Here is a 12,903-nt window from a genome sequence, read left to right as displayed (position 1 = left end):
ATGAATGACATATCATTCACAAAATCTAACAAACTTCTTAGCGCTTCAATGAATAAAAATCGATAAAATAACGAACATAACAACTACAATTTTTGCTTGGCAATGATTTGGATCGCTTCTGTATCTATGCGTCCAAATTCTACTGTCACGCTGTTCCAGGGAAAGTAAATGAAAAACTCCATATTGGTTAAGAGTGGCCTCCCGTTACTGATTATTATCGTCGCTTTCGTCGCTGCTGCTGTGATGATCAAATCACGCAAACCGCCTGAACAGCTCCCGGTAGAGGTCCCCGCATTTTTGGTTGATGCTAAGCCCATAAAAGCTGAAGAGGTAAGCTTCGTTGTTAAATCACAAGGCAATGTCGTACCGAAAAATAGCACAGCACTGAGTTCTCAGGTAAGTGGGCAATTGGTCAGTTTATCTGACGCATTTATCGCTGGTGGTACGTTTAAAAAAGGTGAAATTCTGGCGACGCTCGAGCAAGATGACTACAGAACCGATTTAAAACTAGCCGAAGCCGAACTCGCGCAAGCGCAAGCCGCGTTGCAAGAAGAGATTGCAAGAGGAAAAGTTGCAGAACAGGAGTGGCTATCCGTTAGAAACGTCGCGCCACCAGAATTAGGACTGCGAAAACCTCAGCTAGCCAAAGAGCAGGCAAATGTTAAAGCTGCAGAGGCAAAACTAGAACGCGCCAAGCGGAATTTATCTCGAACGCAAATTAAGGCGCCCTACAACGGCATCGTGGTTGAACGTAACATTGATTTAGGCCAGTTCGTAACGACAGGCGCAACTTTAGGAACGCTATACTCAACGGACACGGCAGAAGTGAGGCTTCCGATTACAGACAGCGATTTAATGTTTGTAGACATCGCTGGACAATCAAAGCAAGGTGCACCTGTTGCGCTTAGTGCAAATGTTGGAGGCGTAAAACGAACATGGCAAGGCACGCTTATCCGTTCAGAAGGGGTATTAGACACCCAAAGTCGTGTTATTTATGCTGTTGTCGAAGTCGAGGATCCGTACAACCTTCAAGCATCGCATAGTGCACCTTTAAGGTTTGGTCAGTTTGTCGAAGCTGAGATAACGTCTCGTCAAACTGAAAAAATGTTTGTTATACCGCGTAACAATCTTCGACTAGATAATACTGTGCTAACAGTTAACGATGAGCGTGAAATTGAAATAAAGGATGTAGAAGTAGCGCGCACAACTGCCAGTAAAGTGTATCTTCGCGGCGGACTTGATGAAGGCACCCTTGTTGTTACAAGTGCGGTTCCCAACCCGTTTAATGGCATGAAGGTCCGATTGCCTGGTGATGCTCCGATTTCTTCTAAAGACAGTGAAGACAATACCAATGACGAAGGCGCTGTTGTCAGTGAAGCTTCAACTGGAGGCGAACAATGAGTCGCACTGATACACAAAGAGGCTTAATTGCTTGGTTTGCACGCAATAATGTCGCTGCTAATTTATTAATGTGGCTTTTAATAGTTGGTGGCATATTCGGCGCATTTAGTATCCAAAAACAAGTTTTCCCTAATTTTGAATTTGATGTCATAAATGTGCGAGTGCCTTACCTAGGAGCAGCACCTCAGGAAGTTGAAGAGGGTGTTCTACTTAAGGTAGAAGAGGCGATAAAAGACCTTGATGGTATAAAGCAAATTAATTCTACCGCTGTTGAAGGTATGGGAACAGTTAGCATTCAGGTGGAAGAAGACTACGATGTTCAGTCTTTGCTTGATGAGGTAAAAGTACAAGTTGACGCCATACCAACGTTTCCTGGCGACACAGAAAAACCGGTTGTATATCGACAAAAAATGCAACAAGACGTTATCTGGCTTTCGGTCTATGGTGACGCAACAGAACGCGAGTTAAAAGAGTTTGCGAAGGCGTTACGTGATGACATCGCTAACTTATCTGGTATCTCAAGCGTACAAGTTGTTGGTGCTCGAGACTATGAAATCTCGGTAGAACTTTCCGAAGTTGACCTTCAAAAATACAACCTTACTTTTGCCGATGTGGTTTCCCGCCTTAGCCAGACAAGTATTGACTTACCTGGTGGATCCATAAGAACTGAAAATGGCGACATTCTACTGCGCACAAAGGGGCAGGCTTATACCGGTTGGGATTACTCGCAAATTGTTTTACTTACCAATGCCAATGGCACTCGCGTAACGTTAGGCGACGTGGCTTATATCAACGATGGTTTTATTGAGAACAACCAGTATGCCTTGTTTGATGGTAAACCTGCAGTAAGCTTGCGTGTGCAAGCTGTGGGCGATCAGAACGCGCTAGAGATTTCCGAGCAGGTAAACAACTATGTTGAAAACAATAGAAGCGAATTTCCAGCGCATATTAGTGTAGATACATGGGGAGACAGCTCGTTTTATCTAGCTGACCGCCTTAACATGATGCTTGAAAATATGTTTTTCGGCGCGTTACTCGTGTTCTTTGTGTTGTCACTATTTTTAAAAATTAAGCTCGCCTTTTGGGTCATTGTAGGATTACCGGTTTGTTTTCTGGGGACACTATTAGTTATGCCGCTAGACATGGTTGGTGTTTCCATCAACATGTTGTCGCTTTTCGCGTTTATATTGGTACTAGGGATAGTGGTTGACGATGCCATTATCATGGGGGAATCAGCATATTCGGAAATCGATAAGAAGGGGCATAGTGCCGACAATGTTATTGCAGGCGTAAAAAAAGTAGCCATGCCCGCCACGTTTGGGGTGCTAACAACGATAGCAGCATTCTCACCAATGTTAATGGTTTCAGGGCCGTTCGGCGTTGTGTGGAAAACTATTGGCGTGGTTGTAATTGTTTGCTTAGTTTTCTCATTAATTGAGTCCAAACTGATCCTGCCGGCACATTTAGTGCACATGAAACTCAAGCCATACGACCCTGAAAAGGCTAACGGCTTTCAAAAGTTTCGCGATTTTTTCAGCGAAGGCATAAAACGTTTTATCAATACTAAGTATGCGCCATTTTTAGCAAAAGCCATTCGTAACCGCTATACCACCGTAGCGGTATTCCTCGCTATGCTTATATTAACCATAGGGTTGTTTGGTGGTGGCATTGTGAGGTTTGTGTTTTTCCCGAGCATTCCGAGCGACTTTATGGTGGCGAGCTTTGAGCTAGAACCAGGATCTTCTCTCGAGCAACGAGATAAAGTATTAACCACATTGCGCGAAGCAATGCGCAGAATGGATGAGAGGGTGGCGGCTGATACAGGCGAGGGCGTTATAAAGCACGCTATCGCATTTGATAACGGCAACTTAGGCGGTGAGATTTTCGCTGAACTCACGAAAGGCGAAACGCGTGCATTGACTGATTTTGAAGTACAAGAAATGTGGCGAGAAGAACTGCCCGAAATACCTGGTGTAAAGTCTTTCAACATAAACTCTCCAGGCGGCCCAGGTGGTGGTTCGGATTTGAGCTTTGTGTTTAGCTCGGGTGATATTGTTGCACTTCGCGCGGTAAGCGAAGAATTGAAAGACGCCCTGGATACTTACGAGGGTGTAACAGATATTAATGATACCTTTTCTGGTGGTAGTGAAGAAATACAGCTGGCCCTAAAACCGCAAGCCGATGCGTTGGGCATCACGCTGCAGCAGCTTGGACAGCAGGTACGTTTTGGGTTTTACGGCGCAGAGGTGCAGCGTATACAGCGTGACGATGAAGAAATTCGCGTGATGGTGAGATATCCGAAAACCGAGCGCAGTTCAATAGAACACCTAGAGAACATGAGGGTTCGAGCACCTAACGGACAGGACGTGCCGTTCGAGGAAGTGGCAACCTTCGTCATCGGAAAGGGTTTTGACTCAATTATTCGCGTAGACGGTAAGCGTTCAGTTACGGTAACAGGTGTTGTTGATAAAGCCGTCATGGATCCCTCTGAGATAACCGGCGAGATAATCGATAATGTGATGCCTACATTGCTTGAGCGATATCCTAATGTTGAGTTCCAACTGCAGGGAAATGCGAAAGAGCAAGATGATGCTACTTTTAGCTTGCTTCAAGGCTTTTTCTTTGCGCTGTTTGCAATCTATGCCTTGTTAGCGATACCGCTGCGTTCATATAGTCAACCTTTGATAATTATGTCAGTCATTCCTTTTGGTATCGTAGGCGCCATTGTAGGTCACTGGGTCCTTGGAATGGCCGTAAGTGTGTTATCTATTTGTGGCATTATAGCGCTCTCTGGTGTTGTGGTGAATGACAGTCTGATTATGGTGGACTTTGTCAACCGTGCAAGAAAAGAAGGCTTATCACTCATGGAAGCGGCGATTAGTGCCGGCACGCAACGATTTAGGGCAATTATCCTTACTTCATTGACTACCTTTATGGGCCTTATGCCAATTGTCTTTGAACGAAGTCTACAAGCGCAAATTGTAATTCCTATGGCGATATCACTCGCTTTCGGCATTTTATTTGCGACAGTGATTACTCTGTTATTAGTTCCAGCATTGTATTTGATCCTTAATGATTTAAAAAATGTGCTCAAGGGCAGAAAAAACAGCCAAGCGGCTGGCAATACTGAAGCTGAAAATGCTGGTTAGCAAATACGTTTTACCTTTAAAGGAATAGTTATGAAAAAGACATTGTTGAAGGGGGCAGTGTGTGCTGCTGCAACGGGGCTAATATTGGCATGTGCAAATAATGAGTCTGTACCTAGTGCTTCACAAACTAGCATGCAACAAGATAGTGCAGCATTGCCAATATTAACGGGGTATCCAACGACTAAAAAAGTGGACCACGTTGACGATTATCATGGTACTAAAGTCGCTGATCCATACCGTTGGTTAGAAGACGAAAAATCTGAGCAAGTGAAATCATGGGTTGGTGAGCAAAACGCATTAGCACGCCCTTATCTCAGTACGCTTGATACGCGAGAGCAATATAAAACCCGATTAACTGAGCTTTGGGATTATGAAAAGTACTCAACGCCGTATATGGTTAACGATAAATTGTTCTACAGCTATAACGATGGCTTGCAAAATCAATATGTTCTTTACATCGCCGACAGTATTAACGCTGAACCAGAAGTACTAATAGATCCAAATACGTTGAGCGACGATGGAACGGTTTCGTTAGCGTCGAGTGAAGTCAGCCCTGAGGCATCTTACCTTGCTTATATGCTCTCAGATGGCGGCACTGACTGGAAGACAATACATGTTAGAAATACCGCTACCAAAAGCGATTTGCCTGATATTATCAAGGGAGTGAAGTTTTCAAATATTGCATGGCTTCCCGATGAAACAGGCTTTTTCTATTCTCGGTATCCTGAGAATGGTGAGGCGGGCTACGATGACAGCCAAAGTGTTTCCATCTATTTTCATAAACTAGGCACGCTGCAAAGCGAGGATACTCACGTATTTTCGTTTGACGACAAACCAACGTGGAATCCTTATCCGTCGGTGATCCAGGACGGCAAGACGTTACTTATATCGGTATTTGAAGGTTACCAAGCCAATGGCGTGTATGCGAAATCGTTGACTGAGGCGAACGCAGAAATCGTTCCTATATTTGACCGTTGGGACGGTCGTTACGATCTGGTAGGAGAGCAAGAAAACGATTTGTTTTTTACATCCACAGCAAATGCGCCCACCGGAAAGGTGATAAAGGTTCGTTTTGATGCTGAGGTTAAAAAAACCACCACCGTAATTGAAAGTAAGCAAGAAACCTTAAGAAATGTGTCGCTAATGGGCGAAAAACTGTTTGCGCAATATTTAAAAGATGTAAAAGCGCAAGTGAGTGTTTTTGACTTAGATGGTACCAAAGTCGACGACATCGCATTTTCCGACATCGGTAACGTAAGTGGTTTTTACGGCAGCGCCGACAGCGATACGACCTTCTACAAATTGACAGGGTTCACTAACCCAGGACAAGTGTATGCTTACGATGTTGAGAGCGGTCAGTCCACCCTGTTCAAGACTATTGATACCGGTGTAGATTATGCGGATTACATCACCAAACAGGTTTTTTACCAGAGTAAAGATGGTACAAAAATCCCGATGTTCATTGTGCATAAAAAAGGGTTAACGCTAGACGGTAGCAATAAAGCATTGTTGTATGGCTATGGCGGCTTTAATATTTCACTTACTCCGAGTTATTCGGTTTCACGGATGGTTTGGCTTGAGCAGGGAAATGTTCTGGCGATTGCCAATTTACGCGGTGGTGGTGAATACGGTCAGCAATGGCATGCAGCAGGAACAAAACTCCGTAAGCAAAACGTTTTCGATGATTTTATTAGCGGAGCGGAATTTTTAATTGACAAAGGCTACACGTCGTCACAAAAACTTGGGATCCAAGGTGGCTCAAATGGCGGTTTGCTTGTCGCTGCTTCATTAACACAGCGCCCAGACTTATTTGGTGCGGCATTGCCAGCGGTAGGCGTGCTTGACATGTTGCGTTATCACACGCCCAGTGCAAATGCGCGTGCGTGGTCGTCAGATTATGGACTGAGTGAGAATAAGGATGAGTTTGAGGCATTGTATGCTTACTCACCTTTACACAATACTCAAGCGGGTAAATGTTACCCTGCAACATTGGTAACTACAGGTGATCATGACGACCGAGTTGTGCCATGGCACAGTTATAAGTTTGCTGCACAGTTACAAGCCGACCAAGGCTGTGATAATCCGATTCTTCTACGCGTGGAAACGAGAGCAGGGCACGGTGCAGGCACCCCAACTTGGATGCGCATAGAAGGATATGCCGACCAATGGGCTTTCCTTGAGGCAGCACTCGATTAATCCTGTACTTAAGCACTAATTTTGCAAAGCCGCTATTTTTAGCGGCTTTTTTGTTTGCATTTTAAACAAATGACAATATACTGTATAAATATCAGTATGGTTTAAAATAAATCTTATCTTCGGCATGTCCAGCTAGGAGTGTAAATATGCAAACAGGTGTAAAAGCAGTAGACGAACTTTTATCAAAGCATGGCATTTTGACTGAATCAGGCTTTGACGATTTTCAACGTCGTGCGCGTTTACCAGGTGGTGATGAGCGAGCAAATTCGCTACCTTTTTGTATGTATCAAAAAATAATGAATGCGCCGATGTCTCATTTTTTTACGGTTCATCACTTTTATATGCCGGGTACTAAAAACAGGCTGGCGAGTTTTTTGTTTGATGCAAAAGGGCAGCTTGTGGAGCAGGTATATTATCAGCGCGTAGTAAGGTGGGTTAATGTATGCCGGAAACTGCAAGTGTTAGTACAAAAGCACAGTGTTACCAACTTTAATTTAGCAGCCTAAAAAGCAGCCTCTATCAAGGGGCGCTTTAGTTACAAAAAAGCGGTATCGCTTTTAAACGTTACCGCTTCTACTTATTTAACCGGTTTATATCAACAGTATCTTAAATGATATTGTCGGTTTCTCGATTAGTAATACGTGTACTTAAATTCAACACCCCAAATACGAGGCTCGTTTACAATACCTGTAAGGTTATTGAAATCGATAGCACCTTTTACGTTATCTTCGTCTGTAATATTACGGCCAAATAACGCTACAGTGTAGTTGTGGGCGAAGTTTTCGTAGCCGATGCGTAAGCCACCTTCAAAGTTATCGTCGGTAGTAAACTCTACAGCTTCGTATAAGAAGATGTTTGTCTCGCCTTGGAATGCCCAATCGGTAAACACGAAGAACTCACCGTCATCACCCATAGGAATGGTGTAACGAGCCGTGAAGTTGAAGATTGACTCTGGCGCCTGCGGGAAGGGGTTACCGTCAATAGATGCGACGAATCCGTCTGGGCGAGGGTCGGTCACTGTACAGTTGCCTGTAGAATTGAAGGTAGGGTTAGTACCACATGGCGAAACTGTTAACGTATCATCTTTAATTTCAGTATGGTTATAGCTATAGCCTGCAGTAAACGTAAGCTCATCTGTAGCTAGCCACTGTGCATCCACCTCAAATCCGTACGCTTCGCCTTTGTCTGCATTTACTAACGATGTAAAGTTGTTACCGCCGCCAATAGCTGAGAATTGCATATCGTCTACAGTGTAGAAGAACGCCGCTGCATTTAGGCGTAGAGTATCGTCAAGGAGATCTGACTTAATACCAAGTTCGAATGAATTGATTGTTTCTGCATCGGCAACTGATGGCGCACCTTCAAAGGCGACATCACGGCCTTGAATAGTTTGTGCGCGGAAACCATTTGCATAACGCGCGAATACTGACATGTCGTCTGTAACGCGATAGTTTGCGCTTAACTCAAAACTGTATTGACCATCATCTACGCTGATATCGTCATAGTCTTGAATTTGACACTCTTTTATTCCGTCATTGTTGAAGTCTAGTGTTAAGCATGGACCGTTAACATTTTGATCACCCACAACAAGGCTTTTTGAGTCGTGTGTGTAGCGAATACCACCGGTAACATTTAGCTTTTCATTTACCTGATATGAGCTTTGACCAAATAGGGCCCACGTTTGGTTTTCATGAAACACGGTGCTTGCGCCGAACAGCCCGTCAATACTAGTAACGTTGAACGATGCATCGTAATAGAAAGCACCTACCTGCCAGTTAAGCGCATCGGTAGTGTTACTAGCAAATCGGAACTCTTGTGTATATTGCTCAAGGTCGTTAAGGCGGTCTTGTGTCACTGCGCCAAAAGGAATAAAGCCTGGCCCTGTCTCTTCTGCAACACCATCAAAATCAACGTCTACTAAAAAACCGCCATCGATATCACCTAAGCTAGAACCTTCGGCTGTTTCAAGTGCTGAAATGGAGGTGAAGGTTACGTCATCCATGTCATACTCAAGTTTTAAAGACGTTCCAAATCCGTCATATTCTTGAGGATTGTTATCGATACCGTTGTTGCCAAGGTCACCATCGTAAAACACTGTTGTGCGATCATAATTCGCGTTCAGTTTGTTGCTACCTTTGTCGAAGATATTCGCTCTAAAGATTGATGCGGTGCCCTCTAGGTCACGACCATGAACATTAAGTAATGCAGAGAAATCAGCTGAAGGCTCCCAAAGTAGCTGCAAGCGGTATGCTTTTTCGTCATAGCCACCGATAGCGTCATTTTGTCCTGTGAAAGCATTATCAATGTAGTCGTCGCGCTCTTGAGATAGTACCGATAGACGAGCAGACAGTTCATCAGTCAGTCCACCACTAATAGCACCTTCAAAATTCATGGTGCCGTAAGAGCCGAAGCCTGCTTTCGCATAGCCTTCAACATCCTGAGTTGGTTTAACTGTATCGAATTTAATAATACCCGCAGTGGTATTTCGGCCAAATAACGTGCCCTGAGGGCCACGTAAAACTTCAACTTGCTGTACGTCGAAAAGAGGGAAGCTTTTTAGTACCACGTTTTCCATTACCACTTCGTCCATGATAATAGAAACAGGCTGTGATGCCGCTAGATCGAAATCAGTGTTGCCCAAGCCTCTGATATAGAAGCGCGGCGCTACACGTCCATTTGATGATTCTGCGTAAAGACCTGGTACGCGAACAGCCAAAGCGAGAATGTCTTCGCCACCAGAAAAAAGGCTTTCAAATTTTTCACCGCTGAGCGTAGCAACAGAAATAGGGACTTCTTGAATAGATTGCGTTCGTTTTTGTGCGGTTACAGTAATTTGTTCGAGAGAGGCTTCTTTTTTTTCTGTCGTAGCGGCCTCTTGTGCAAGAACGGATGAGCTGAACGCTGCACTAACTGCAAGCGCTAGTGAAGCAATTTTATAAGTTCTCATGTTTTCACCAAGATGATTGTAAATTTATACTTTTGTAGTGTTTTAGGCATAAAATTTGACGATCTATGCTTGGCGCGACATTTTACACAAAGTTAAATTTAAAAACTTCAAATTTGTTACAGTTTTTATTTGTATTCACTTAACCTGCTGAAAATAAAAGAATAGAACGAATGCAAGTATTTGACCAAGTGTACAAATTTTAACTATATGAGATGGGCTATTGAGTAGCGACTTAATGACGTTTGAATTTTATGCGGTATTGGGATGGAGAAAGGCCAGTGGTTTTTTTAAATAATCGCGTAAATGAGCTTGTGTCCTCATAGCCCACTTTGTTGATTAAATTTTCTAACGGCAGGGCCGTAGTTTCGAGCAGTTTTCTTGCGTGTTCAATTCGCAACGATTGTAGATACTGTAAAGGCGTTGTGTCACATGCGCTTTTAAATTTTCGCATTAAGGTGCGCTCAGTCATGTTGTGACGGTGCGCTAAATCAGCCAATAAAATCTTCTTTTCAAAGTTTTCTTCAAGAAAGCTTTGCACGGAAATTATATCTTTGTCGGTATGAAAGCGTCTTTGGCGGCTACTGGCATAAGCCGTCTGATTCGTACGGGATGAATCAAGCACGTGAGATTTTGCGGTATCGCTTGCGATTTGATGACCACAATATCGCTCAATAAGTAAAATTGAAAGGTCAATCCATGCCATTCCACCGCCGGCGCAATATAGGGCATCTTGCTCAGTCACCATTTTCTCTGGATGCAACAACACATGGGGAAATTGCTCGGTGAACTTCTCAGCATAGCCCCAATGAGTTGTTGCGACTTTACCGTTTAAAATACCTGTTTCTGCTAGTAAAAATGTGCCCGTACAGTTTGCGGCTATATCCGCTCCCATTTTGTGTAAACGTTTTATGTGAACAAGCTGTGGCTGAGCGTCAGCTAATACATCGTCAATGTTGCCACCAATGGTTGGGATCAACAAAATGTCGGTATGAGATACGTCTTCAATGGCGATATGTGGTGTGAGTGTTACTTGATTTGAACAAAGGAACGGCTGACCATGGGCACTCGCTAGCTGTACTTTAAATTTCGGCACAGTAGGTAGGCTGTGAATGCGCTGCCAACTTACTCCGGCAAATGCAAAGACATCGAGTGCTCCGGTTATAGCCGACGCAAGCGCTTGCTCGAACCCAAATACAGTTACGGTGAAAGGTCTCTCATTCATTGAAATAATGTTATTTATTTTTATTTATTACTAAAATTAATAGATGGCAGGAATGGCCATAAATGTGTCATTAATGACAATAATGGCACAGTAACGAATATGACACAATGTGTTAACACCTATATTTAGAGGAAGTAACACGATGGCTGACCAATTGATCCCCCGCCGTGAAATGCAATTTCAACTGTACGAAGTGTTAAATACCGCAGCACTATGTGAAAAACCTCGCTTTGAAGAGCACAACGTTGAGACTTTCAATGCAGTGATCGATATGGCGGAAAAAATGGCAGAAGAGCTGTTTCTCCCCCATAACGCGACTGCTGACAAAAACGAACCCACTTTCGATGGCAATAAAGTGTCTATGATCGATGACGTAAAAATTGCGTTCGATACATATAGAGAATCGGGTTTTATTGCGGGGCATTTTGATTTTGAAGATGGCGGCATGCAGCTTCCTGTTACTGTCATGAATGCCTGCGCAGGCTATTTTTTAGCAGCAAACCCTTCCTCTACGGCTTATCCATTTTTAACGGCAGCGGCTGCCAATGTGATTAAGCATTTTGCGTCAGAAAACATTAAAAATGCGTTTTTAGGCAAAATGCTAACAGGTGACTTTACCGGCACTATGGCGCTAACCGAACCGCACGCAGGTTCGTCACTTGCCGATATTCGTACCACAGCAAGACCTCAAGAAGACGGTACGTACCGAGTCAAAGGTAGCAAGATTTATATTTCGGGCGGCGAGCATGAGTTGTCGGACAACATTGTGCATTTGGTGTTAGCGAAAATACCGGGAGGTCCTGCTGGCGTTAAGGGCATTTCCTTGTTTGCCGTACCTAAATATCGCCTTGACGCTGACGGCAATCCAGACGTGCGCAACGATGTTACCCTTGCTGGTCTTATCCATAAAATGGGCTACCGAGGTACAACGTCAACGGCGCTCACGTTTGGTGAGAATGGTGATTGTCATGGCTATCTGATAGGTGAACCACACCAAGGGCTGCGTTATATGTTCATGATGATGAACGAAGCGCGCATTGGCGTTGGATATGGCGCTGCCATGATAGGGTATCGCGGGTATCGTTATTCACTAGACTACGCAAAAGATCGCACTCAAGGAAGGGCTGCACCCCGCCTTGCACCAGAGGACGAGCCAACGCCGATCATCAATCATGGTGACGTTCGCCGAATGTTGCTTGCACAAAAAGCCTATTGTGAAGGTGGAATGTCGCTATGTTTATACGGCAGTATGTTGATTGATGAAATGGAAACAGAAGCGGACAGTGAAAAGCGCGCTGAACTTTCTCAACTCTTAGATTTACTCACACCAGTGTTCAAGGCATGGCCCTCGGAATTTGGCCCTAAAGCAAACGATTTGGCCATTCAGATTTTGGGCGGTGCTGGCTACACACGAGAATACCCAGTGGAGCAATGTTGGCGTGATAACCGTTTAAACCCTATTCATGAGGGGACGAACGGTATTCAGGCGTTAGATTTACTTGGCAGAAAACTATGGCAGCACGAGGGTAAAGGTCTCCAAGTGTTACTGTCTCGTGTCACTACCGATATGAAGCGCGCAGAAACGCCAAGAGCACAAGTGCTGGCTGGGAAACTAAAACCATACCTCGATCAGCTTGGCGGTTTAATTCAACAAGCAGCCGCAGATCTACGCTCTGATAAACAGCCGGTGCTTCTTACCAACGCGAGCTGCTTTTTGAACATCTTTTCAAGTTGTGTTGTTAGCTGGATTTGGCTACGCCAAGCAAATGTTGCTGAACAAGCACTTTTTAACGGTGTCAGCGGCCAGGATACTGATTTCTATGAAGGTAAATTAGCAGCGGCAGAGTACTTCTTAAATTGGGAATTGCCGCTTGTTAGCCGCGACATTGAAGTCCTGTCTTCTCGTGACGCGACATGCAATAACGTTAAAGCGAGTTATTTCTAATCGTTAAAACCAAAAAAACACGCAGTGACCACTTGATGAAGGG

General features: G+C 44.2%; 7 protein-coding genes. 5 read left to right on the top strand and 2 right to left on the bottom strand.

Going from position 1 to position 12,903, the window contains the following annotated elements; all coding sequences use genetic code 11:
• Nucleotides 1-168 precede the first annotated feature (168 nt).
• The 4 genes from BK026_RS05755 (at nt 169) to BK026_RS05740 (ending at nt 7,252) form a co-directional block, all read left to right on the top strand.
• On the top strand, nt 169-1,401 hold the full coding sequence (locus tag BK026_RS05755) for an efflux RND transporter periplasmic adaptor subunit (protein ID WP_071814973.1): 1,233 nt from the start codon (nt 169-171) through the stop codon (nt 1,399-1,401).
• Nucleotides 1,398-4,550 (top strand): efflux RND transporter permease subunit, encoded by a 3,153-nt coding sequence (locus tag BK026_RS05750; protein WP_071814972.1) that lies wholly within the window; start codon nt 1,398-1,400, stop codon nt 4,548-4,550. Before BK026_RS05755 ends, BK026_RS05750 begins: the two co-directional genes overlap by 4 nt.
• A gap of 30 nt (nt 4,551-4,580) precedes the next feature.
• A complete protein-coding gene (locus BK026_RS05745) occupies nt 4,581-6,746 on the top strand; it encodes a prolyl oligopeptidase family protein (RefSeq protein WP_071814971.1) in 2,166 nt (721 codons plus the stop codon).
• Nucleotides 6,747-6,892: 146 nt separating this feature from the next.
• Nucleotides 6,893-7,252, top strand: a complete 360-nt coding sequence (locus BK026_RS05740) for a hypothetical protein (RefSeq protein ID WP_071814970.1) — start codon at nt 6,893-6,895, stop codon at nt 7,250-7,252.
• Between the two features lie 125 nt (nt 7,253-7,377).
• Here BK026_RS05740 and BK026_RS05735 read toward each other — a convergent pair whose 3' ends face one another.
• The gene (locus BK026_RS05735) at nt 7,378-9,693 is read right to left on the bottom strand and encodes a TonB-dependent receptor (RefSeq protein ID WP_071814969.1); all 2,316 of its coding nucleotides are present in this window, start codon (nt 9,691-9,693) and stop codon (nt 7,378-7,380) included.
• 232 nt (nt 9,694-9,925) lie between these two features.
• Nucleotides 9,926-10,915: a GlxA family transcriptional regulator gene (locus BK026_RS05730; RefSeq protein WP_071814968.1), complete on the bottom strand. Its 990-nt coding sequence runs from the start codon at nt 10,913-10,915 to the stop codon at nt 9,926-9,928.
• 142 nt (nt 10,916-11,057) lie between these two features.
• Here BK026_RS05730 and BK026_RS05725 point away from each other — a divergent pair, with 142 nt between their 5' ends.
• Complete coding sequence (locus BK026_RS05725; RefSeq protein WP_071814967.1) at nt 11,058-12,860, top strand: acyl-CoA dehydrogenase; 1,803 nt, start codon at nt 11,058-11,060, stop codon at nt 12,858-12,860.
• Nucleotides 12,861-12,903: the final 43 nt, after the last annotated feature.

The sequence above is a fragment of the Alteromonas sp. V450 genome (genome assembly GCF_001885075.1).
In the GTDB taxonomy this organism is placed as follows: Bacteria; Pseudomonadota; Gammaproteobacteria; order Enterobacterales; family Alteromonadaceae; genus Alteromonas.
This window is presented reverse-complemented; position numbering and strand designations above follow the sequence as displayed.

Bases quoted from the DNA above. Each gene is read 5' to 3' on its own strand.
- BK026_RS05755 (WP_071814973.1), top strand. From the start codon at position 169: ATGAAAAACTCCATATTGGTTAAGAGTGGCCTCCCGTTACTGATTATT.
- BK026_RS05750 (WP_071814972.1), top strand. From the start codon at position 1,398: ATGAGTCGCACTGATACACAAAGAGGCTTAATTGCTTGGTTTGCACGC.
- BK026_RS05745 (WP_071814971.1), top strand. From the start codon at position 4,581: ATGAAAAAGACATTGTTGAAGGGGGCAGTGTGTGCTGCTGCAACGGGG.
- BK026_RS05740 (WP_071814970.1), top strand. From the start codon at position 6,893: ATGCAAACAGGTGTAAAAGCAGTAGACGAACTTTTATCAAAGCATGGC.
- BK026_RS05735 (WP_071814969.1), bottom strand. From the start codon at position 9,693: ATGAGAACTTATAAAATTGCTTCACTAGCGCTTGCAGTTAGTGCAGCG.
- BK026_RS05730 (WP_071814968.1), bottom strand. From the start codon at position 10,915: ATGAATGAGAGACCTTTCACCGTAACTGTATTTGGGTTCGAGCAAGCG.
- BK026_RS05725 (WP_071814967.1), top strand. From the start codon at position 11,058: ATGGCTGACCAATTGATCCCCCGCCGTGAAATGCAATTTCAACTGTAC.